At 33.8% G+C, this 23,327-nt stretch carries 18 protein-coding genes; 11 read left to right on the forward strand and 7 right to left on the reverse strand.

Going from position 1 to position 23,327, the window contains the following annotated elements:
* Positions 1–86 precede the first annotated feature (86 nt).
* The 3 genes from nagB (at position 87) to chiA (ending at position 9,445) form a co-directional block, all read left to right on the forward strand.
* Complete coding sequence (nagB, locus tag J0383_RS18575; RefSeq protein ID WP_207295461.1) at positions 87–2,027, forward strand: glucosamine-6-phosphate deaminase; 1,941 nt, start codon at positions 87–89, stop codon at positions 2,025–2,027.
* A gap of 157 nt (positions 2,028–2,184) precedes the next feature.
* Entirely contained in the window at positions 2,185–4,251 is a 2,067-nt protein-coding gene (locus J0383_RS18580) for a beta-N-acetylhexosaminidase (RefSeq protein ID WP_207295462.1), read from the forward strand.
* 466 nt (positions 4,252–4,717) lie between these two features.
* A complete protein-coding gene (gene chiA / locus J0383_RS18585) occupies positions 4,718–9,445 on the forward strand; it encodes a T9SS-translocated chitinase ChiA (RefSeq protein ID WP_207295463.1) in 4,728 nt (1,575 codons plus the stop codon).
* Positions 9,446–9,830: 385 nt separating this feature from the next.
* Here the strand turns inward: chiA and J0383_RS18590 are convergent, their stop codons facing one another.
* A complete protein-coding gene (locus J0383_RS18590) occupies positions 9,831–10,061 on the reverse strand; it encodes a hypothetical protein (RefSeq protein ID WP_207295464.1) in 231 nt (76 codons plus the stop codon).
* Between the two features lie 201 nt (positions 10,062–10,262).
* Here J0383_RS18590 and J0383_RS18595 point away from each other — a divergent pair, with 201 nt between their 5' ends.
* Both J0383_RS18595 and J0383_RS18600 read left to right on the forward strand, forming a co-directional pair.
* Positions 10,263–11,036 carry a TlpA family protein disulfide reductase gene (locus tag J0383_RS18595; protein ID WP_207295465.1) on the forward strand — a complete coding sequence of 258 codons (774 nt, stop codon included), beginning with the start codon at positions 10,263–10,265 and terminating at the stop codon, positions 11,034–11,036.
* Between the two features lie 220 nt (positions 11,037–11,256).
* Positions 11,257–12,876, forward strand: a complete 1,620-nt coding sequence (locus J0383_RS18600; RefSeq protein ID WP_207295466.1) for an ABC-F family ATP-binding cassette domain-containing protein — start codon at positions 11,257–11,259, stop codon at positions 12,874–12,876.
* A 144-nt stretch (positions 12,877–13,020) separates the two neighbouring features.
* Here J0383_RS18600 and J0383_RS18605 read toward each other — a convergent pair whose 3' ends face one another.
* The 4 genes from J0383_RS18605 to J0383_RS18620 all read right to left on the reverse strand — a co-directional run bounded on the left by J0383_RS18605 (position 13,021) and on the right by J0383_RS18620 (position 15,061).
* Positions 13,021–13,191 (reverse strand): hypothetical protein, encoded by a 171-nt coding sequence (locus tag J0383_RS18605; protein ID WP_207295467.1) that lies wholly within the window; start codon positions 13,189–13,191, stop codon positions 13,021–13,023.
* 739 nt (positions 13,192–13,930) lie between these two features.
* Complete coding sequence (locus J0383_RS18610) at positions 13,931–14,326, reverse strand: VOC family protein (RefSeq protein ID WP_207295468.1); 396 nt, start codon at positions 14,324–14,326, stop codon at positions 13,931–13,933.
* A 52-nt stretch (positions 14,327–14,378) separates the two neighbouring features.
* Positions 14,379–14,765, reverse strand: coding sequence for a helix-turn-helix domain-containing protein (locus J0383_RS18615; protein ID WP_207295469.1), 387 nt, complete (start codon positions 14,763–14,765; stop codon positions 14,379–14,381).
* Positions 14,766–14,914: 149 nt separating this feature from the next.
* Positions 14,915–15,061, reverse strand: coding sequence for a hypothetical protein (locus tag J0383_RS18620; protein WP_207295470.1), 147 nt, complete (start codon positions 15,059–15,061; stop codon positions 14,915–14,917).
* A 568-nt stretch (positions 15,062–15,629) separates the two neighbouring features.
* On the opposite strand from J0383_RS18620, the gene pyrR reads away from it, so the two are divergent.
* The 6 genes from pyrR to J0383_RS18650 all read left to right on the forward strand — a co-directional run bounded on the left by pyrR (position 15,630) and on the right by J0383_RS18650 (position 20,283).
* Positions 15,630–16,169 carry a bifunctional pyr operon transcriptional regulator/uracil phosphoribosyltransferase PyrR gene (gene pyrR, locus J0383_RS18625; RefSeq protein ID WP_144219125.1) on the forward strand — a complete coding sequence of 180 codons (540 nt, stop codon included), beginning with the start codon at positions 15,630–15,632 and terminating at the stop codon, positions 16,167–16,169.
* 155 nt (positions 16,170–16,324) lie between these two features.
* Positions 16,325–17,251 carry an aspartate carbamoyltransferase catalytic subunit gene (locus J0383_RS18630; protein WP_029273654.1) on the forward strand — a complete coding sequence of 309 codons (927 nt, stop codon included), beginning with the start codon at positions 16,325–16,327 and terminating at the stop codon, positions 17,249–17,251.
* A gap of 234 nt (positions 17,252–17,485) precedes the next feature.
* Positions 17,486–17,818 carry a ribonuclease Z gene (locus tag J0383_RS18635; RefSeq protein WP_207295471.1) on the forward strand — a complete coding sequence of 111 codons (333 nt, stop codon included), beginning with the start codon at positions 17,486–17,488 and terminating at the stop codon, positions 17,816–17,818.
* Positions 17,819–17,913: 95 nt separating this feature from the next.
* Positions 17,914–18,819, forward strand: coding sequence for a ribonuclease Z (locus J0383_RS18640; protein WP_207295472.1), 906 nt, complete (start codon positions 17,914–17,916; stop codon positions 18,817–18,819).
* 136 nt (positions 18,820–18,955) lie between these two features.
* A complete protein-coding gene (pdxH, locus tag J0383_RS18645) occupies positions 18,956–19,600 on the forward strand; it encodes a pyridoxamine 5'-phosphate oxidase (RefSeq protein ID WP_207295473.1) in 645 nt (214 codons plus the stop codon).
* Positions 19,601–19,776: 176 nt separating this feature from the next.
* Entirely contained in the window at positions 19,777–20,283 is a 507-nt protein-coding gene (locus tag J0383_RS18650) for a CAP domain-containing protein (RefSeq protein WP_207295474.1), read from the forward strand.
* A gap of 118 nt (positions 20,284–20,401) precedes the next feature.
* On the opposite strand, the gene J0383_RS18655 is transcribed toward J0383_RS18650, so the two are convergent.
* The gene (locus tag J0383_RS18655) at positions 20,402–22,327 is read right to left on the reverse strand and encodes an OmpA family protein (RefSeq protein ID WP_207295475.1); all 1,926 of its coding nucleotides are present in this window, start codon (positions 22,325–22,327) and stop codon (positions 20,402–20,404) included.
* 11 nt (positions 22,328–22,338) lie between these two features.
* On the reverse strand, positions 22,339–23,256 hold the full coding sequence (locus tag J0383_RS18660; RefSeq protein WP_207295476.1) for a PorP/SprF family type IX secretion system membrane protein: 918 nt from the start codon (positions 23,254–23,256) through the stop codon (positions 22,339–22,341).
* Positions 23,257–23,327 lie beyond the last annotated feature (71 nt).

The following is a 23,327-nucleotide window of genomic DNA, read 5'->3' on the forward strand; positions in this document are numbered from 1 at the left end:
TAAGTTTGGTTAGAAAATGGTGCAAGTATGAAAATTGCTTGCGCCATTTCAAAAACCAAAATTGTACATACCAAAAAAAGAAAAAAATGAAAAGTGCCTTAGAAATAAAACCTGATATCAGCTATAAGAGCGCCGGTAAATTTGAAGAAACAAGATTTGAAAAAATTCACAACGAAATCTTCAAGAGTTCTGCTGAAGCTTCGGTAATTGTTGCGCAGGAAATCGCTCAATTAATTAGATCTAAGCAGGAAAAAAATAAATCTTGCGTGCTTGGTTTAGCAACAGGATCTTCTCCTATAAAAGTATACGAGGAGTTAGTTAGAATGCACAGAGAAGAAGGACTAAGTTTTAGCAATGTAATCACTTTTAATCTGGATGAATATTATCCAATGAATAAAGAGAATAATCAAAGCTATCATTATTTCATGCATCAGCATCTCTTTAATCATATTGACATTAACCCTGAAAATATTAATATTCCTGATGGTACAGTTTCAATTGAAGAATTGAATCAGTATTGCATCGACTATGAAATGAATATTAAACAAGCCGGTGGACTTGATTTTCAGTTATTAGGAATTGGTCGTACGGGTCACGTTGGATTTAACGAACCGGGATCTCACATCAATTCTGGAACAAGAATTATTACTCTGGATCATATTACGAGAGTCGACGCTTCTTCTGATTTTAATGGTATTGATAACGTTCCCAAACGTGCCATTACCATGGGAGTTTCTACCATTATGAGATCTAAGAGAATTGTATTAATGGCTTGGGGGCAAAACAAAGCCGATATCATCAAAAGAACTATTCAAGGTGATATTAGCTCTGAAGTACCTGCTACCTTTTTACAAAATCATCCAAACGCAACTTTCGTTTTGGACCAGTCAGCCGCATCAGAGCTAACACGTTTTAAAACACCATGGCTTGTTGGAGAATGTATATGGACACAAGAATTAAAAAGTAAAGCAATTGTTTGGCTTTGCCAGAAAACCAAACAATCTATTTTAAAATTGACAGACCGTGATTACAACAACAACGGAATGTCTGATTTACTGGCACAGGAAGGTTCTGCTTACGATATGAACATCAATATGTTTAATATCCTGCAGCACACTATTACTGGATGGCCGGGCGGAAAACCGAATACAGATGATTCGCATCGACCTGAAAGAGCTAATCCTGCTAAAAAACGAGTGATTCTTTTCAGTCCGCATCCAGATGATGACGTGATTTCGATGGGAGGAACTTTTTCAAAATTGATAAAACAAGGCCACGATGTACATGTTGTATATCAAACCTCTGGAAATATTGCCGTTACTGATGACGAAGCTTTAAAATTTGCTGAAGTATGTAATGATTTTGTAGGCGCAGATCTGCCAAAGGACATCAACTTCAAATCAGTAATTGAGTTTTTGAATAACAAATCAGAAAATCAAATCGACTCTCTTGAAGTTCGAAAATTAAAAGGATTAATCAGAAGAAGAGAATCGTATGCCGCAACAAGATATATCGGATTAAAAGATGAAAATACACACTTTTTAGACCTTCCGTTTTATGAAACTGGACAAGTTAAAAAGAATCCGCTTGGGCCAGAAGATATTGCAATTGTAAAAGAAATTATTGCCAGAATCAAACCGCATCAAGTTTTTGCAGCTGGTGATTTGGCTGATCCGCACGGAACTCATGAAGTTTGTTTAAATGCCATTTTTGCAGCAATGAAGGAATTAAAACCAGAAAAATATATGGATGACTGCTGGTTATGGCTTTACAGAGGAGCTTGGCATGAGTGGGATATACATGAAATCGATATGGCAGTGCCGCTTTCTCCATCAGAAGTATTATTGAAACGCCACGCTATTTTATACCATCAGTCTCAAAAAGACAGGGTTATGTTTCAAGGAAATGACTCTCGTGAATTCTGGGTTAGGGCAGAAGACCGAAATAAAAATACAGCGATTTTATACGATGAGTTAGGATTGGCTGAATATGAAGCGATTGAAGCTTTTAAACGTTTTGATTATTAAAGTTGTTTTAAAACCGATTCGGGTGAGAGCGAATCAAACTGCAAAATTCAGATCGACCTCAGAACAAGTAGTGAGGTAAACTGAAGTCTTTCTGAGTTTTGTTTTTTATCTAATTTACAAGGATACTCTTTGAAGTGTCCAGCCAAAAAAAAGAAGAATGAAATATTTATTTGTACTACTATTAGCGGGTGTAACTGCCAGTGCTCAAGTTCAAAAAGAGCAGCTAAATTTAATGCCATGGCCTCAAAATGTTGTTGTAAACGAAGGGAATTTTACTGTAACTAAAAACTTTAGAGTAAACATTTCTGGAAATCCAAACCCAAGAATTTTTGGTGGGGTAACTCGTTTTCTGCGCCGGCTGGATGGTAGAACAGGTATCTTTTTCGAACAAGGTTTTATTACAAAATTAAACGAATTCCCTAATGCAGAATTACAAATAAACTGCGATAAAAACGGAAAGATAGGTCTATATGAAGACGAAAGTTATCATTTAGATATCCAAAAAAACAAAATAACAATTAATGCCACCAGCGATTTAGGTGCTTTGCATGCATTAGAAACTTTATTGCAGTTGCTGCAAAATGACAGTAAATCATTTTACTTTCCAGTTTCTAAAATTTCAGATTTTCCAAGATTTACTTGGAGAGGTTTAATGATTGATGCTTCAAGACACTTTCAGCCAGTTGATGTCATCAAAAGAAATTTAGATGGATTAGCAGCCATGAAAATGAACGTTTTCCATTGGCATTTAGTGGATGATCAAGGATGGAGAATAGAAACCAAAAAACATCCAAAGTTAATAGAACTCGCTTCGGACGGATTGTATTACACACAGGAAGAAATTAGAAATATCGTAAAATATGCCGATGAGCGCGGTATTTTAATAGTTCCAGAAATAGATGTTCCAGGTCATGGATCGGCAATACTTACGGCTTACCCAGAAATAGGGAGCAAAGTGATTACACTGACTGGAGGAACAGCCGAAAAAAATATTGAAGGTACCGCAATCAGTACCTATGGAATTGAAAGAAATGCTGGGATTTTTTCACCAACATTAGATCCTTCAAATCCTAAAACGTATAAAATTTTAAGTGAACTTTTTGATGAGGTATGCCCATTATTTCCTGGAGCTTATTTTCACATTGGGGGTGATGAAAATGAAGGGAAAGACTGGGATGCCAACCCAAAAATTCAAGAATTCAAAAAGAAACATAATTTAAAAACCAACCACGAATTACAAACTTATTTTACTATGCAGCTGGCACCAATGCTTAAAAAACATGGAAAACAGCTAATGGGATGGGAAGAAATTTTAACCAAAGACCTTTCAAGAGAAGCGATTGTACATTCATGGAGAGGACCAAACGAAGGAGTTGCCGCTGGCCAATCGTTAGTTGATGCTGTAAAAAAAGGTTATAAAACAGTTCTTTCAAATGGTTATTATATTGATTTAATGTATCCCGTAGCAAGTCATTATTTAAATGATCCAATGCCGAAAGGTGCCGATTTATCTGCTGAGGAAAAAGCTAGAATTTTAGGCGGTGAAGCCACAATGTGGACAGAACTAACTACGCCAGAAACTATTGATTCTAGAATTTGGCCAAGAACAGCAGCAATTGCAGAAAGACTTTGGTCAGCAGAAAACATTACCGATTTAGCAAGCATGCGCAAACGTTTGGATAATGTTTCATTTAGACTAGAAGAATTAGGTCTTACACACCTTAAAAATAAAGATGTTATTCTTAGAAATATTGCCAATAACCAAAACATAAGTTCACTAAATGAATTTACAAATGTATGTGAACCATTAAAAGGATATACAAGAAATAAAGGAGGTACAGAATACCAAATGTATTCACCATTTACCCTTTTTGCAGATGCTTGTACACCAGATGCCAAAGATTCGCTTGCTTTTAATGAAGCAGTAAATCAGTATTTAGCAAACAAAACGCCAGAAAACAAAGCAAAAGTGACCGCATTTTTTAATAAATGGATTGCACTTAATAAAGAATTGTTTGATTTAGGGGCCAATGCTCCATTAGTACAGCCAATTCTGCCTTTGTCAAAAAAATTAAGTGATGCATCGCAGGAATTATTACTGGTTTTAGAAAACAAATCAACTTTGAAAACAGCTGATTTAAAAAACCTGATTGAACAATGCAATACAAAAGATCATGCTGACGTAGAATTGTCAGTTTATGAAAGTTTAAAGAAACTAATTTAGAATTTTGGTTGAGTTAGTGTTTAGTAGTTATCCATTGATTTAGTCTTTAATTATCTCTACTGTATTCTGCAGTAGAGATAGTTATGGCTAGATTTCAAAAAAACGAAAAACACTCAACAAAAAATCAAAACGAAAAATATAAGCCCTTGAAATAATTTATTAACCCTTAAAAACCAAATAAAAAGAATTCCACAAAACATGACAAACGAGAGTATAGATTGATGAGTAGTCCCAATTTATCATTTGTATTTACGATTAATTTTTAGAATTATAAATAAATATCAATCACTGCTATTTGCTAATGATTACGAATGAATCAGAAATAGTAATATTTATCTATAGAATGTAATTTGAGTTTATTTCCAACCAACAGCAGCCTTCCAACCTGTAGTTGAGTGAAACCTGGCTGATGAATAACCAGCTATGGCCCAAGTATTTATTTTCTATTAACCAATATTTATTAATTATGAAACATTATTACAGATTACTCTTTTTGTTATTGTTTCCCTTACTCGCGTTAGCCCAGCCGGCTCACGGAAAAAAAGTAGTGGGATATTATGCGCAATGGTCTATTTATGCCCGGGATTTCAACGTTCCGAAAATCGATGGAAGCAAATTGACGCATTTAAATTATTCTTTTTACGGGACCACTTTTGATCCCGCTCATCCTGAGAACACAAAATTAAAATGCCTTGACACATATGCTGATTTTGAGCATATGGAAGGCGGAATTCCTTGGGATGCTCCGGTTAAAGGAAACTTTTATGATTTGAAAAAATTAAAAGAAAAGTATCCTCATCTTAAAATTTTAATATCTGTAGGAGGATGGACAAAAGGTCAGGATCTTTCTCCAATTGCAGCCAGCCCGGTTGCAAGAGCCGCTTTGGCAGCAGATATGGCAAACTTCATTGTGACTTATCCGTTTATTGATGGTTTCGATATCGATTGGGAATATCCTCTTTCTGGCGGAACTGATGGAACGGAAATAGTAAATGGATCACCTGTGCCTCCACAAAAATACAGCCCAGATGATAATAAAAATTTAGTTCTTCTGCTAAAAGCCATGCGTCAGGCAATGCCGAATAAACTAGTTACTATTGCTGCAGGAAACAATGTTAGAAACGTTTCAAAACAGTATTTAGGGCCAAACAATAGAGCACAATACGGTATGACCGAAGATATTTCGACTTACTGTGATTATATTACCTATTTCGGATATGATTTTGGTGGAAACTGGTATGATAAAACATGCTACAATGCTCCTTTATACGCAAGTGGAAATCCAAACGATCCATTGTATGGTGCAACACAATCATTAGACGAATTAACTAATCAATATTTAAACGTAATTGGTTTTCCTGCCAATAAATTAATCATGGGACTGCCTTTTTACGGAAAAAAATTCGATCACGTTGCTGCTAACTCAACAAACGGATTATTCGTTTCTGCTCCAAGAGATATTGTGGGAGGATGTACTAACCCGCAGAATCCAACAGGAACATGGGATGGTTCTGGTGCTTGTGAGAAATCTGGAAGTATTGAAATTTGCGATTTAGTTGGAAATCCAGTTACGAATTCACATCCTTATTTAGATCCAAATACGATGTTAGTAACGCCATCTGCAGCTTCAGCCGGATGGGTAAGATATTTTGACAATACCACAAAAGTTCCTTATTTATATAATGCTACTACAAAAGAGTTTATCTCTTATGAAGATAAACAATCCATGGATTTAAAAGTGCAATACATTAAATCTAGAAATTTAGCTGGGGGTATGATTTGGGAATTATCTCAAGATACGAGAGGTTCAATCCCTAATTCATTATTAACTCAGGTAGATACTTCATTTGGAAGCGCTGTTCCAGGAACAGTAAGCATTTCGGGTTCGGTTAAAAACGGATCAGCTTTAGTAACCGATGTTACGGTAGAATTACGTAATGCTTCTAATGTTGTGATTCAAACAATAGTTTCTGCAACAGGAAACTTTACATTCAACAGCTTAACTTCGGGACAAAACTATTCACTTACAGCATCAAAAAGCAGTTATACTTTTACTCCAGTAACGTTAACAAATGTTACGGTAAACCAGACTGCTGTTGTAATTAACGGAACACAGCCAACGTATACAGTAAGCGGAACAGTTCTTAACGGAACAACTCCAGTTTCTGGTGTAACCGTTTCTGCGGTTTCTGGCAGTACAACATTAACAGCAACTTCAAATGCAAGCGGAGTTTACAGTGTTGCAGGTTTAACAGCTGGACTAAATTACACCGTTACAGCTGCAAAAACAGGATTTTCATATACTCCAGCATCAACAATTTACAATGCAATTGATGCAAATAAAACATTGAATTTTACACAAGGCGCAGCAATAGTTTACTACACAGTAAGCGGAACAGTTCTTAACGGAACAGCTGCAGTTTCTGGTGTAACAGTTACAGCATCTTCAACAGGAGGAAACTTCACAGCTGTTACAAATTCAAGTGGAGCCTATTCTCTAAGTTTACCTTCAGGAGGAAATTATACGGTAACAGCTGCTTTAACAGGACAAACTTTTACTCCGGCTTCAACAGTATATTCGAATCTGAATGCAAATAAAACATTGAACTTCGCACAAGATGTTGTAGTAAGTTCAAGTAAAATTAGCGGAACGGTTAAAAACGGTGCAAATCCAGTTGCAGGCGCTAAGGTAGAAATCGTTTTACCTTGGACAGATAATACGCATAACTGGAAAAGTGTTCTGGCAACAACAGATGCGCAAGGAAAATACAGTTTTGATAATTCAGTTACTGATGGTTATACGCAAATTACAAGTTTAAAACTAAACACATGGCAGAATGGAGAAGTAACCTATTATCCAAACAATCTGGCCAACTTCGCAGTTCCTGCAAATCCAACGGTTTACAACTTTAATACAAGCTCAACAGCAAAATCTGCACAGGTTTTGGCAAACTTAATCAGCGGAAGTGTTAAAAACGGAACAACTCCAGTTGCAGGTGCTAAAGTAGAAATTGTTTTGCCTTGGACAGATAACACACACAACTGGAAAAGCGTTTTAGCCACAACAGATGCATCAGGAAATTATACTTTTGATAATTCAGTTGTAGCAGGTTATACGCAAATTTTAAGTTTGAAATTAAATTCATGGGAAAATGGTGAAGTAACGTATTACCCAAATAATTTGGCCAACTTTGCAGTTCCAACAAGTCCAACAGTTTATAATTTTAATAGACAAGCTACGGTTGCAACTAAACCAGTCGTAACTATTACAGCACCAACAGCTTCGGCGATTGCTATAAATTTAGGATCATCAATTAATTTTGTGGCAACTGTTGGATTAAGCGCTGCAGACGCCACTACAATCTCATCTGTTGTATTTAGTTTAGATGGGCAAACCATAAGTGCTACAAATTCTTCAGGTACTTATACATCGACTTGGACACCAGCAGCAAATCAGTTTTCGGCTTCTCATACTTTAACTGTTACGGCTACTGCCTCAAACGGAACAACAGATGCAAAAACATATAGTTTTACATTAAATTGTTCAGGTTCAAACTGTCCTAATTCACTGCCTGTAATTACATGGAATTCACCATCGAATACTACTGTTACCCAAAGCTCTTTTCAAGTTGTGCCAATTTCAGTTACAGCTGTAGATAGTGATGGTACTGTTTCTGGTGTTACAATAACCATAAATGGAGGTACGTTTAACATGACAGCAGGTACAAATAATACCTATACGTATAATTTTACACCATCTGCTTATCAAGATTATCCAGTTGTAATCAAAGCAACCGATAATAAAGCTGCTGTTACTACTTTAAACAATACTATTAAAATTGCTCCGGTAAGCACTAATAGATTCATTCCGCTTCCTTCTAAAATTATTTTAGGGTATGCACATTCTTGGGAAAATGCATCTGCTCCATTTTTATATTTCTCTCAAATGGTGGGAAGTAAATTTAACGTAGTGGATTATTCTTTCGTAGAAACCGTTAATCGTGATGGTTATACACCAATATTGACTACGAATGACACTAGATATTTGACTAATGGTGTTTTCAATAAGCAATTGCTGAAAAATGACATCAAATCTTTAAGAGACAGCGGTGTTCCGGTTATTGTTTCTATTGGAGGTCAAAATGGTCATGTTGTTTTAGAAAATGTAACTCAGAAAAATATTTTCGTTAATGGTTTAAAAGCAATTATCGACGAATATCAATTTGATGGAGTTGATATTGATTTTGAAGGCGGATCGATGAATTTTAGCGCTGGAGGTTTAAGAGATATTTCTTATGCAGGTATTTCTGCTTATCCAAGATTGAAAAACGTAGTAGATGCTTTCAAAGAATTAAAAGCGTATTATGGTCCTGGATTCTTATTAACTGCAGCTCCAGAAACACAATACGTTCAAGGAGGATATACTACTTATACAGATACTTTTGGCTCGTTCCTTCCAATTATTCAAAACTTACGTAATGAATTGGATTTGTTAGCAGTGCAATTATATAATACAGGAGGAGAAAACGGATTAGACGGTCAATATTATGGCACAGCTAAGAAGTCAAACATGGTAACAGCTCTAACTGATATGATTATAAAAGGATATAACATTGCTTCAACAGGAATGCATTTTGATGGTCTTCCAGCCTCAAAAGTCCTTATTGCACTACCAGCTTGTCCAAGTGCGGCAGGAAGCGGTTATCTAACACCAACAGAAGGAATTAACGCAATGCATTATTTAAGAACCGGAACTACTTTCTCTGGCAGAACATACACTATGCAGCCAGGCGGACCATATCCTTCTTTAAGAGGTTTAATGACTTGGTCTGTAAACTGGGACGCATCTTCTTGCGGAAATTCATCTGAATTATCAAAAGCATACGCAAATTACTTTGCTTCGCAGTCAGCAGCAAAAACATTGGCGCTTGAGGATATTTCTTCAAAAAACAATGCAACGATAGCGTATTTCAAAAACAATGCATTATCAGTTTCAAATGAAAATGAAGAAATCGCTCAGGTTGAGGTATTCAATGTTTTAGGGCAAAATTTAGTAAGCCACAGAAATATTCAAAATAATAAAGAAGTACTGCTTCACGATCAAAGTTTCTCATCTAAACAATTGTTTTTAGTAGTAGTAACAGACAAAGCAGGAAACAAAAAATCATTCAAAGTAATGAACTTTTTAAACTAAAAGAATGATTGAAAAATTAGAAATAAAAAGATGGGACGGTTAAAATTGAGTTTGGTTATTTATTTTTTAGCTGATTTTTATTTCGAACAAATGCGGCTTTAGGTAATTTGTTATTTGGTTTTTGCCTAAAGATGCGCATTATGAACCTGGTAGTTTTACTGCCAGGTTTTTTTATTTAAAGAATTTTATTTACCAGTTTGGCGAAATTATTTTCAACACATAGAAACATAGTTTAGGGAACTTAAAAAGACGTTTCACTAATTTAAATGCAGATAGTTTAGCTATGTTTGGAAACTTGTTTCTTCCGCTCTCTTTTTTTCAAAACAAAAGCTATGATCGTATGTGTTAAAATCTATTTTTTTCATCCAATGGAAGTTTATAAACATTAAGTTTCTAAATAAGGATCTAAAACTTCTGCAAGCTTATTGAGCCAATAAAAATTATCATCAATATTCTTGATTTCAGATTCTATAGTTTCACATCCTCTCATAACACATAATGAAAGCGCATTATTTACTTCTCGGATTATTTTTGCCATCTCTTTACTATCGATTTTATCAGTAAAAAAATCATTTAATCTGGCGTCAATTTTGTTTGAAAGGTTTTGTGTAGTCATTGTGTTGTTTTTTTACAAATTTAAAAAGTAATTATTTAAAGTGTGACACAGATTTGTGTCAAAGCTTTATAAATGTTTGTTTTATGGAGATTTTTGAGTATGTTTTAGATTAAAAATTTTTGCGAACTCTGCGTAAACCCTTGCGCCTTTGCGGTTAAAAAAAATCGTACTTTTGAAACCATAATTTTCGCATAAATCTTCATGAAAAATTCAATCATTATAATAATTACATTTCTAATTTCTACTTCTTCTTTTGCTCAAAATAAATTCGGAAATCCAGAAGTCGATCCCATTCAAATTCAAAAAACTTTTACAGATTGGTCCGTTTATCAAAGTAAAAAAATAATGCTTTCTAGAGATTTTACCGCTTTGGATTCATCATCAAAAGAAATCTCAAAAGAAACTTTCTTAGATCAATTGGCAAACGGAAACTTCATTCCAGTTCGATTAAAATCGGAAGCAGAGGTTTACATTTACAAACTTTTCAAAATTCAGCCCAAAACCGATAGCAGCATAAAAGCAACCATTAACCAAATAGGTTTTGATGCGTACAAAAACTTCAAAATGGAAGGAACTGCTTTTCCGCAGTTTTCTTTTAAAGACTTAAACGGAAATTTGGTGACCAATGAATCTATGAAAGGAAAAATCATTGTAATAAAATGCTGGTACATTCACTGCACGCCATGTATTAGAGAATTTCCGCAAGTCAATAAATTAGTTGAAGATTACAAAGACAGAAAAGATATTGTTTTCATGAGTTTAGCCGAAGATTCTCCAGAACAATTAAAAACATTTCTGGTAAGAAAACCATTATCTTATTCTGTAATTCCAGATATGAAAGAATATATGAATACTGCTTTACAACTGAATTCGTTTCCAACACATTTTATCATCAACAAAGAAGGAATGATTTCAAAAGTGCTTCCAAATTTCGAAAGTTTAGAAGTAGCTTTAGAGAATGAAAGTAAATTGTGAAGTTTTAAACCATATAAGCTCATATAAGAGATATAAGTTTAATTTGATGATGTTGTAGATTACAATTTTGCTGAATTTTAAGAGTATTTAAATTGTAAGTTTAGTTTTAAATGAACTTATATTACTTATATGGTTAAAATAAAAACCTTAGCACCTTCGTATCTTTGCAACTCTGAACCTTTTTCACTACTTTTGCACCAAATTAATTAAAAAGACATTCATGTTAACAGTCAATAATTTATCAGTTCAATTTGGTAAAAGAGTTTTATTTGATGAAGTAAATACAACTTTCACTCATGGAAACATTTACGGAGTTATTGGAGCCAATGGTGCTGGAAAATCTACTTTCTTAAAAGTTATTTCGGGCGATATCGACCCAACTTCTGGACACATCCATTTGGAGCCGGGCAAACGTATGTCGGTTTTAAACCAGAACCACAACATGTTCGATGAGCATACTGTTTTGGAAACCGTTTTAATGGGAAATAAAGTGCTGTACGCTGTTAAAAAAGAAATGGATGAACTTTATTTAGATTATAATGATGCCAATGCAGACCGAATTGGAGAGCTTCAGGTTCAATTTGAAGAAATGAACGGATGGAATGCTGATTCTGATGCTGCAGCGATGTTATCTAACTTAGGAATCACAGAAGCAGATCATTATACTTTAATGGCTGATATGGAAGGAAAAATGAAAGTACGTGTGCTTTTAGCGCAGGCACTTTTCGGAAATCCAGATTTGCTGATTATGGATGAGCCTACCAACGATTTGGATTTCGAGACAATCGCTTGGTTAGAAAACTTCCTGGCAAACTACGAAAACACTGTAATCGTTGTATCTCACGACCGTCACTTTTTAGATGCGGTTTGTACACATATTTCTGATATTGATTTCGGAAAAATCAATCATTATTCAGGAAACTATACATTCTGGTACGAGTCAAGCCAATTAGCAGCAAAACAACGTGCACAGCAAAACAAAAAAGCAGAAGAGAAGAAACAAGAGTTGGAAGAATTTATTCGTCGTTTTAGTGCAAACGTTGCTAAATCGAAACAAGCAACTTCTCGTAAAAAAATGATTTCGAAATTAAACATTGCCGAAATCAAACCTTCTAGCCGTCGTTACCCTGCGATTATCTTTGATCAGGATCGTGAAGCGGGAGATCAAATCTTAAATGTAGAAAACTTATCAGCTTCTGTAGATGGAGAAGTTTTATTTAAAGATATTAACTTGAATATGGCAAAAGGCGATAAAATCGTTCTTTTCTCTAAAGATTCACGTGCTACAACAGCTTTTTATGAAATCTTAAACAACGAACAAAAGGCAGATTCTGGAAACTTCGATTGGGGAATTACCACCAACCAAGCGTATTTGCCAGCTGAAAACCACAAATACTTCGAAAATGACTTAACTTTAGTTGACTGGTTACGTCAGTACGCTAAAACAGAAGAAGAACGTGATGAGGTTTTCATTAGAGGTTTCTTAGGGAAAATGATTTTCTCTGGAGAAGAAGCTTTAAAAACGAGCCGAGTTTTATCAGGAGGAGAAAAAGTACGTTGTATGCTTTCTAGAATGATGATGGAGCGTGCTAACGTTTTAATGCTTGATGAACCAACAAACCACTTAGATTTGGAATCTATTACCGCTTTCAACAACTCATTGAAAAACTTTAAAGGTTCTGTAATTTTCACAACACATGACCACGAGTTTGCACAAACTGTTGGTAACCGAATTGTAGAATTGACACCAAACGGAGTTATCGATCGTTACATGACATTTGACGAATATCTTGATGATGAAAAGATTCAGGAACAAAGAAAGAAGATGTACAATCTATAAAATTACAATTTTGGAAATTGCTTCGCCTGTTCGCTAACGCTCGAGTCCAACTTCCAAATTCTAAACTGAACTTGCAACTTTGACAAAGTTCTACAAATAAAAAATCCCAAATTCTATATTGAAATTTGGGATTTTTTTTGTTTTTTATTTTCTGAAAACCTTGGCAAAGATCCAAATGATAATCGCAATAATAAAAATTACGATAAAAATCCCGAATCCCATTCCGGCTTTAAAAATGTCTCCAATAACTTCACAGCTTGTAAATGAAAACAGTATAACGAATACCATTAACAATCTTAGTATTTTATTTTGCATGATTTTGAGTTTTTAAATTCACTATTAAAATTACTTCAAGATTCAGGAAAATGTGTTATAGAATTTTTTGGAAATGTTTTAGGATTTTGATTTGGCTTTCAATAGAAAGAAATGGAAAAAAGAGCCATCGGCTCGAAAAATATTGTAGGGCCGGATTTTAATCCGGTTAGATTAAATCGCAAGATAAAAAGAGCCGTAGGTTCGATATATTTTTACATATTTATAAAAATGAATCGTTCCGACGGAACTCTATTCTAATCGTTAAATTTTACAACGGATTAAAATCCATTGCTACAATATTGTTCATTCCTATGGAATTTTGAAAAGTATCACGGTTGTTTTATTGTTTTTATTTCTAAAGAGACCAAACTTATAATGACCACAATTTCTGCTAAAAAATAAACAATGCCAAAAACTGAAATACTTTGGCAATAATAAAGTATAATTCCCGATGTCAAAACAGAATAAAGAATATTAGCTGTACATATTATTTTTAAAAATGATTTCCAATTTTTCTTAACCAGCAAATAGCAGCTTATCGAATAAATGAAAAAAGTAAAGAAATAATTGTAAGGTATTCAAAAACATCTTTTGATAAACCGAAAAATCCGCTGAAATTTCTAAGGAGAAAATAGAGTAGAATAGTAGTAAGAAAAGCCCTCAAGCTGTCTAATAGAAAAATATTTTTGGGTTTAGATATAAATTGTTTACTACTTTTTCTCATACGATTTGTTGGGTTTTACAACATTTCAATAAGCTGAATATTATTGCCGCAAGTATCATTTAAAATAGCAATTTTAACCGTTCCCATTTCAGTGGGTTTCATGCTAAATTCTACGCCGAGATTTATAAGTCGGTTATATTCTTCTCCGATATTGTCAACGTTGAATTGTGTATATGGAATTCCAGCTTCGAAAAGGGCTTTCTGATACGTTTTAGCTGGTTCAAAATGATTTGGCGATGGTTCTAATAAAATCTCAGTTCCAAATTGTTCTTCCTTAGAAACGACTGTTAACCATCTATTGTTTTCACTCAAAGGGACATCATGTTTTTTTATAAAACCTAGTTTTTCTGTATAAAATTGTAATGCAATCTCTTGATCTTGAACTGGAATTCCGATAACTTTTACTCTCATCTTTTTATGTTTTTAAATTGATTGATGCAAAGTTTGTAAAATCAATTCCGACTTACTTTGCAAAAATTGCTCTTTTTTGAAATTCCATTGGAGCGATTCCAATTTTGGTTTTGAATAAAGTACTAAACGAACTCGGACTTTCGAATCCAACAGCAAAACAAGTTTGAGTTACAGGCATCCCATTTCGTAAGTATTCTTTAGATTTTTCTATTCTTCTATCAATCAAATATTGCATCGGCGTCATGCCGTAGTATTTTTTAAATAAACGTAATAAATGGAATTTAGATGTGAATTGAGAATCAGAAAGGACATCCAAATTCAGTTCTTGTTCAAAGTTGTTTTCAATGAATTTCTTCGTACGAATTACAGTTTTAATCTGTCCTTCGTTTTTATAGCAGATTTTGCTGATGCGATTTATTTCTTTTTGGTAAAAATTCATTTTTTATTCTCCTATTAGTTCTTGCTATATTTTTATGATTTTGAGTTTTTGAATTCGATTTAAAAGTACTTATAGAATATTAGCTGAATATCTTAATTCATCAGAATCAATAAGTTTATGACAATTTCTACATAACCAAATTGAGTTATTTATTTCAGCTCTTCGCCTATTTTTGTTGATTTTTCAGGATCTGAATTTGGTCCAATAGTATTTACTCTACAATCTGGATTGGAACATTTATAACCTGCTCTTTTTGCTAAAGTATCAATTGTGGTTTTATTAAAATCTGGATTCATTACCTTAACATTTTTATTTAAAAGCTAAATAGTTTTTACTTGGGTTACGTTATTGACTACATTAAGAGATAGATTGAAAATAAGATAAAAAAAATAGACACAAAGCCAATTAATCTGAATATCGATGCTGTAAATTTTCTTATTAGAGAGACGTCGTAATTTTCGCTAAAATATTGATTGTCTTTAATGATTATAATAAGTGAAATTGTTCCAATTATTAAGTAAATAACTAATGTAATTATATTTTCATTTTTTCTTGTTGAAGTGATTGTTAATGTATTTTCTATAAATTCAATAATACTCTTCGTTATATTATTAAAGAAAGATAATATGGACAGTAATATCAGAGCGATTATTACTCTAAAAAATAAATCATATAATTTCATAAATCTCTAGAATTGCCATTCGATATAATTTTAGTATTAAAAATAAGATTTATTCTTGAATATTAATTTGTTTTTTAAATATGATTCTTTATTATTTACGATGAAAAATATTTCCAACGCCAACACCCCAACAAATAAAATCAGATTCCGTATATTTGCCCGACCAATCATTACAATTAATTATGAGCCAGAAAGTATTACTTAATTCAAAAGAAGTTACTATCATACTTCACCGTTTGGCTTGTCAGTTAATCGAAAAACATCTTGATTTTTCAAATACTATTTTAGTGGGAATTCAGCCAAGAGGCGTTTTTTTAGCTGAACGTTTAAAACAAATATTAGAAAATGAATACCAAGTTCCTGAAATTTCTTTGGGGTATTTGGATATTACTTTTTTTAGAGATGATTTTCGTCGTACAGAAAAACCACTTGAAGCCAATAAAACTCAAATCAATTTTATAGTTGAAGACAAAAAAGTCATTTTTATTGATGACGTTTTGTTTACAGGCCGTAGCATTCGTTCTGCGCTAACTGCTATTCAATCTTTTGGAAGACCTTCAGAAATTGAATTGCTAGTTTTGATCGACAGACGTTTCAGCCGTCATTTGCCAATTCAGCCCGATTACCGCGGTCGTCAGGTAGATGCTATTAATGGCGAAAAAGTGATTGTAAGCTGGAAAGAAAATGATGGCGAAGATGTTGTTCACTTAGTGACAAATTAAAGTTGGTTAATCGTTTAATCGGTTAATTGTTTAATCGATTCATTTCGATTACTCAATTAAAAATTATAAAAATAGTTAATCGTTAAATCGGTTAACTGTTTAATCGCAAAGCAAACGATTAAACGATTCAACAAATAAACAGTTAAACATTAAACATGAAAGAATTAAGCGTAAATCATTTATTAGGAATAAAATATATCAATGAGAATGATATTAACCTGATTTTTGAAACGGCAGATCATTTTAAAGAAGTCATTAATAGACCGATTAAAAAAGTTCCTTCATTACGAGATATTACTATTGCCAATATTTTCTTCGAAAACAGTACCAGAACCAAACTCTCTTTCGAATTAGCGCAGAAACGTTTATCTGCTGATGTAATCAGTTTTTCTGCAGCTCAGTCATCAGTTAAAAAAGGAGAGACTTTGATTGATACTGTAAATAATATCCTTTCAATGAAAGTAGATATGGTTGTAATGCGCCACTCCAATCCCGGAGCGGCTTATTTTTTATCTAAAAATGTCAAAGCAAGTATTGTAAATGCAGGCGACGGTGCACACGAACATCCAACTCAAGCTTTATTAGACAGTTATTCGATCAGAGAAAAACTAGGTGATGTAGCTGGGAAAAAAGTGGTAATCGTAGGCGATATTCTGCATTCGAGAGTAGCTTTATCCAACATATATGCTTTGCAGATGCAAGGTGCAGAAGTAAAAGTTTGCGGACCAAAGACGCTGATTCCGAGATATATTGAATCGCTTGGCGTTACGGTTGAACCTAATTTGCGTAAAGCTTTAGAATGGTGTGATGTGGCCAATATGCTTCGTGTACAAAACGAACGTATGGATGTAAATTTCTTCCCATCAACACGTGAATATGCACAACAGTACGGAGTAGACAAACCTCTTTTAGATTCTCTAGGAAAAGAAATCGTAATCATGCACCCAGGACCAATCAACAGAGGAGTAGAAATTACTTCTGAAGTTGCTGATTCTGATCATTCTGTAATCTTGAATCAGGTTGAGAATGGTGTAGCGATTAGAATGGCGGTTATTTATCTTTTGGCATCTAAAATTCAATAGGTTTAGTGTTCAGTCGCAGTGAAAGTTTCAGTTACACGTTGTCGCCCTGAGCGAAGTCGAAGGGCTTTTGCGATAAGTGCATCTTTGTAAATGAGGGCTTCGACTTCGCTCAGCCTGACAATCTGTAAACGGACATTGAATACTGAAAACCGAGACTGCAACTGAAAACTATAAAAAAACTTCGTACCTTAGCCTTCAAAAATCAATTTTTATATTAGCCCCATAAATAAAAAAATGAAAGTAGATCAAAAAGGACATACGGTTACAATTAAAGACACACAGGGTAATTTAAATGACTTTGTAGAAAAAGTAACGCAGCAATTTAAAACCTTTGAAAAGCACAATATTATAATCGATTTGTCATCAGACACGGAAATTTCGGAAAATGATTTGAAAGCTTTTTTACCGCTTGTTAAACTTCAGAAAAAAGGAAAAAAATCGTTTGTAATTGTTGCTACTGATCTTGATTTTAATGCTATTTCAGATAAACTAGTTGTTGTTCCTTCTCTTTTAGAAGCTCACGATATTATTGAAATGGAAGAAATTGAAAGAGACCTAGGGTTTTAATTTTAGATTTGTGATTTTAGATTTTAGATTTTTGAATGCTAAATCTAAAATATTTATAAATCTAAAATCTGCAATCTAAAATCTAAAATCACTAAATGAAATTAACAATACTTGGCTGTTATGCCGCAACTCCCAGAACCCTTACCAACCCAACTTCGCAGGTTTTAGAAATTAAAAACCGTTTGTTTTTAATTGACTGCGGTGAAGGAACTCAGGTACAGCTTCGAAAAAATAAGATTAAATTCTCAAAAATCAACCATATTTTCATTTCCCATCTTCATGGGGATCATTTGTATGGATTAATCGGGACTATTTCGACTTTTTCTCTTTTGGGAAGAACGACAGATCTACATATTTACGGTCCTAAAGGAATTAAAGAGTTGATTCTGCTTCAGCTAAAATTAACAGAATCTTGGACTACTTATAATTTGTTTTTCCATGAGCTGGAATCCAAACAAAGTGAAGTAATTTTTGAGGATAATCGCGTTACTGTAACGACAATTCCGTTAAAACATCGTGTGTATACAAATGGTTATCTTTTTCAGGAAAAACCAGATGAAAGAAAATTAAATGTAGAGGCCGTACAGCAATATGATATTCACGTGGCTTATTATCAGAAAATAAAAAACGGAGGCGATATCAAACTTGATAACGGAACGGTAATAGAAAACGCAAAATTAACTTTTGATCCTGCACCTCCAAAGAGTTATGCTTTTTGCTCTGATACAGTTTATCATGAAGACGTAATTCCAATTATTCAAAATACAGATATTTTATATCACGAATCTACGTTTTTGGAATCTGAAGCTGGATTGGCTCAAAAAACACTACATTCAACAGCAAAAGAAGCAGCAAGAATAGCTTTAAAAGCGAATGTAAAACAATTGATTTTAGGGCATTATTCTACACGATATGATGGTATAGAGCCATTTAAGAAAGAAGCAGAAGAAGTATTTCCAAATGTTCTGCTGGCGGATGACGGTGTAAGTTTTGAGTTTTGAGTTATGGGTTATGAGTTATGAGTTATGGGTTATGAGTTATGGGTTATGAGTTATGAGTTATGAGTTATGAGTTATGAGTTATGAGTTGAATTTTCTAAATCTAATATCTAAAATCAACAATCTAAAATAATAAATCATGAATGATTTAAGCAATTACAGAAGATCATACGAGAAAAGTGAACTACTGGAAACTAACATTCCAGAAGATCCGATTAATCTTTTTAACAGATGGTTTCATGAAGTGGAAGATTTTGGCGGAAGCGGAGAAGTGAATGCTATGACTGTTTCTACAATTGGATTGGATGGTTTTCCGAAATCTCGTGTGGTTTTATTGAAGAAATTTTCTGAAGAAGGATTTATATTTTATACCAATTATGAGTCTGAAAAAGGAAAAGCGATTGACGCAAATCCAAATGTTTGTTTGTCATTTTTCTGGCAGGAAATGGAACGTCAGGTGATTATAAAAGGAATAGCGCAAAAAACGTCTGAAATTATTTCTGATAATTATTTCAACTCACGTCCGGATGGCAGTAAATTAGGTGCTATTGTTTCTCATCAAAGTGAAGTTATTCCTTCAAGAACTTTTTTGGAAGAGAATTTAAAAAAGATTGAAGCCGAATTTGAAGGAAAACCTATTCCAAGACCTGAAAATTGGGGAGGATATCTTGTAACGCCTTTACAAGTTGAATTTTGGCAGGGAAGACCCAACAGATTACATGACAGAATTCGTTATACAAGCCAATCCGATTTTTCATGGAAAATAGAACGACTTTCATCTTAACATTTGTAAGAATTTTATCTTTATTTAAAAATATTTAGTGTATTTCATCGATTATTTTTGTAGTTTAACGGTAAATTAAATACGTTTGACCCAGAAATTTAAAGAGCAATTAGTCACATAATACTATTTAAAGCATTTGCCCCAACATTTACTTTAGAACTTAACTACTTTTGATTATGAAGAAAATTATGTGCGCCATGATGTTCATTGTGATGTCTGTCACAATGAGCTCATGCTCTGCTGATAATGCCGATGCAGTTGAAAATGAAAATAATGCATCAACGGAAAAAATAGTAACAAACTACGAATACAATTCTTCTGAATTGGAAACCATGCAGTTAATAAATGAATACCGAGTTAGTATTGGTTTAAAAGCATTGGAAAAAATTAATCATATTTCATTTAAGTGCGAAGAGCACAACCAATATATGATTGCAAACAATGTTGTGAATCATAATGATTTTACAGCACGTTCTAATAATATCATGAGTGTTCTAGGTGCGAAAAAAGTAGGTGAAAATGTTGCTTATAATTACAAAACTTCTGAAGCTGCTGTAAAAGCATGGCTTGAAAGTCAAGGGCATAAGGAAAATATCGAAGGAGATTATACACATTTTGGAATTTCAGTTACAACTGATTCTGCAGGTAGAAAATATTACACGAATATATTCGCAAAAATTTAAACGATAGTACATTGAACTGGTTGGTTAGTTGTCGTTGCAATACCTGAGTTGCAGCGGCGTTTTGAAATAAAAGCTGTCTATTTACGTAGACAGCTTTTATTTTTTTAACTCTATGAGATTATAATCCCGTAACAATAAACTCACTTCGTCTGTTCATTTGATGTTCTTCTTCTGTACATTTTACATTATCAGAACAACGATTAACCAATTGTGTTTCACCGTAACCCCTTCCGGTTAAGCGGTTTTTAGCTACGCCGTTTTGAACAAGCCACTCGATAGTCGATTTGGCTCTTCTGTCAGATAAAGCTTCGTTGTATTTAAAGCTCGCTCTGCTGTCGGTGTGTGAACGAATATCCAGTTTCATAGTTGGAAATTGGTTCAGTACATCAAGTATTTTTTCTAGATCTAAAGCTGCTTCGGTTCTAATATTCGATTTATCCAAGTCAAAATAAATCATTTTAATTCCGAAACATTTTCCTAAATCATCACCAATCGCCACTTTACAAATTGATCTTTCCAGCGCAATTGGCAGGTTTGTTTTTCCAGTTGTTTTTGGAATGGTAATGCTAACTTCTTTGGTTGAATATTCTGGTTTTTCGGCTCTTACATAATAGGTTTTTCCGCATTCGACTGAAAAACTGTATTTTCCCTGAATGTCAGCGGCCACTGAATTTTTAATTTCCATATTTTCATATAAAGTAACTTTCGAATCTGGAAGTATTTCACTGGTTTGAGCATCAGTAATCACACCTTCTAATTCCTGAAGACATTTTAGTCTTCGGGTTTCCAAAAAACTGTAAATATCATCAGAACCTAATCCGCCGTCTTTATTTGAACTAAAATAGCCTTTTCTTGTAACTGGATCAATGATGTACGCAAAATCATCCTGGGGAGAATTAATATCGTTTCCCAGATTTTGAATATCACTTATGGTTCCATTGTTTTCAATCTGCCCCACGAAAACGTCCAAACCTCCAAGCCCAGGATGACCATCTGAAGAAAAGTAAATCTCATTTTCGTTAGTTACATACGGAAAGGTTTCTTTCCCTTCTGTATTTATTACTTTTCCTAAATTTTGCGGTGTGTCAAAATTACCTTCATTAATATTTACTTTATAAATATCAGATTGTCCAACGGAGCCAGGCATATCTGAAGCAAAGTAAAGCGTTTTCTCATCGGGACTTAATGATGGATGTGCTGTGCTGTAATTATCGCTGGTGAAAGGAAGAGGTGTGATGTTTTTCCATTTTCCATCTTGAAGAGTCGCTTTGTAAATTTTTACCAATGTAATTTTATTAGCATCTTTTCCCTTTTTTCCATCTACATAATTGTTCCTGGTAAAATAGACGGTCTTTCCGTCTTTGGTAAAAACAGGAGTAGCTTCGTGAAACCGACCATTGAGTTCGGATTTTATTTTATTTACTTTGGAAGGTATTCCAGTCTCAGCATCCAAGTTAGCGTTGTAAATATTGGTAAAGTATTCACCTGTCCATTTGTGTTTTCGCTGACTAAAATTCCCGGTATCTCTCGCTGATGCAAAATAGATTTTATTTTCATATATAAAACTCCCATAATCGGAATATTTAGAATTTATCCCAGCACCTTCAATTTTATATCTCCCAGAATTGGCTTTAATCTGATCCAGATAATTCCGATCATTTTTATAAAGAATTCCTCGAGAATCGTTTTTGTACTTTGCGTTAAACTCATCCAAAATTTTATTGGCTTTATCAGTTTCGCCAATTGATTTTAAGCATTGTGCATATCGGTAATAATATTCGGCAGCAGGAGAAGGGTTCATGGCAAACATTTCACCATACCATTTTGCTGCATTTTCAAATTCAGAATTGAAATAATAGGCGTCTCCAAGTTTTTTAAACAATTCTTCCGATTTATACCCTTTTTTGGCTACTCTTTCGTAAGTTTTAATGGCATCTATATAGGCATAACCATCAAATTTTTTATCTCCTGAATTCATCTTTTTCTCCTGTGCATAACAGAAGAAAAGATTAAAAGTGATTAAAAGAAGTGTAAAATTTTTCATGATACATAGTTTTAGAAGAAACGTGGCGTTGTCATTTTACCATTGTTGGTAAAGAATTCATAACGCAGGAATATTTCATGAGATCCTGAATTGTAATTTTTCAGATTTGTAGTTTCGCGATCGTATCCATATCCAATGTAAAGTCCATCAGTAACCTGAAAACCAGCCATTGCACTAACTGAAGCACTCCATCTATAAGCTGCACCCAATGTTATTTTGTCCAGCAGCATAAAGTTGGCTGATATATCTACCTGAAGCGGTACTCCTTCAACCATTTTAGCAAGAATAGCAGGTTTAAATTTGTAATATTCGTACTTGTCAAGATTGAATACATAACCTCCCATTAAGTAATAGTTCATTTTGCTTTTGTAAATAGCAATATCATTGTCATTGTACTTACTGCTTTCTATAAAATTAGGAACAGACAAACCCACATAAGCTTTATCTGAATGCCAGTAAACACCAGCGCCTACATTGGGAGAGAACTTGTTGTCAAAATCCTGAAACTGCGGATCGTTCTGATTAGCTGGATTCAGTTTGTTAATGTCTAAATTGAATAAATTGGCGGTTCCTTTAATTCCAAAAGAAAGCTTTGTATCGGCAGAAGTCTGAATAGTGTATGATAAATCAGCTGAGATATTGGTTTCGTTGGTAGGACCAATTTTATCGTTTACAAGAGAAAGTCCAACTCCAATATTGCTATTGTTAATAGGAGAGTTTACCGATAAAGTAGAGGTTTGAGGTGCTCCATCCAGACCTACCCATTGTGTTCTGTATAGAGCAAAAACACTTAATGCTCCACGTGATCCTGCATAAGCCGGATTTATATTGATAGTGTTGTACATATACTGAGTATACTGTGCATCTTGTTGTCCGTAACCGAAGATGGTTGCAAACATAATGACGAAAAAAAATAATTTTGTTCTCATAATAGATGTTATTATTGATTAGTATGTAATGCATTATAAAAGGGCATTTTTATAATGCATTACTTTTGTTA

Source organism: Flavobacterium endoglycinae (assembly GCF_017352115.1).
In the GTDB taxonomy this organism is placed as follows: domain Bacteria; phylum Bacteroidota; class Bacteroidia; order Flavobacteriales; family Flavobacteriaceae; genus Flavobacterium; species Flavobacterium endoglycinae.

Coding starts and splice junctions, on each gene's coding strand:
- J0383_RS18650 (WP_207295474.1), top strand. CDS start 19,777: ATGAAGAAAATTATGTGCGCCATGATGTTCATTGTGATGTCTGTCACA.
- J0383_RS18660 (WP_207295476.1), bottom strand. CDS start 23,256: ATGAGAACAAAATTATTTTTTTTCGTCATTATGTTTGCAACCATCTTC.
- J0383_RS18600 (WP_207295466.1), top strand. CDS start 11,257: ATGTTAACAGTCAATAATTTATCAGTTCAATTTGGTAAAAGAGTTTTA.
- J0383_RS18590 (WP_207295464.1), bottom strand. CDS start 10,061: ATGACTACACAAAACCTTTCAAACAAAATTGACGCCAGATTAAATGAT.
- J0383_RS18635 (WP_207295471.1), top strand. CDS start 17,486: ATGAAAGTAGATCAAAAAGGACATACGGTTACAATTAAAGACACACAG.
- J0383_RS18655 (WP_207295475.1), bottom strand. CDS start 22,327: ATGAAAAATTTTACACTTCTTTTAATCACTTTTAATCTTTTCTTCTGT.
- pyrR (WP_144219125.1), top strand. CDS start 15,630: ATGAGCCAGAAAGTATTACTTAATTCAAAAGAAGTTACTATCATACTT.
- J0383_RS18595 (WP_207295465.1), top strand. CDS start 10,263: ATGAAAAATTCAATCATTATAATAATTACATTTCTAATTTCTACTTCT.
- chiA (WP_207295463.1), top strand. CDS start 4,718: ATGAAACATTATTACAGATTACTCTTTTTGTTATTGTTTCCCTTACTC.
- J0383_RS18640 (WP_207295472.1), top strand. CDS start 17,914: ATGAAATTAACAATACTTGGCTGTTATGCCGCAACTCCCAGAACCCTT.
- pdxH (WP_207295473.1), top strand. CDS start 18,956: ATGAATGATTTAAGCAATTACAGAAGATCATACGAGAAAAGTGAACTA.
- nagB (WP_207295461.1), top strand. CDS start 87: ATGAAAAGTGCCTTAGAAATAAAACCTGATATCAGCTATAAGAGCGCC.
- J0383_RS18630 (WP_029273654.1), top strand. CDS start 16,325: ATGAAAGAATTAAGCGTAAATCATTTATTAGGAATAAAATATATCAAT.
- J0383_RS18610 (WP_207295468.1), bottom strand. CDS start 14,326: ATGAGAGTAAAAGTTATCGGAATTCCAGTTCAAGATCAAGAGATTGCA.
- J0383_RS18605 (WP_207295467.1), bottom strand. CDS start 13,191: ATGCAAAATAAAATACTAAGATTGTTAATGGTATTCGTTATACTGTTT.
- J0383_RS18620 (WP_207295470.1), bottom strand. CDS start 15,061: ATGAATCCAGATTTTAATAAAACCACAATTGATACTTTAGCAAAAAGA.
- J0383_RS18580 (WP_207295462.1), top strand. CDS start 2,185: ATGAAATATTTATTTGTACTACTATTAGCGGGTGTAACTGCCAGTGCT.
- J0383_RS18615 (WP_207295469.1), bottom strand. CDS start 14,765: ATGAATTTTTACCAAAAAGAAATAAATCGCATCAGCAAAATCTGCTAT.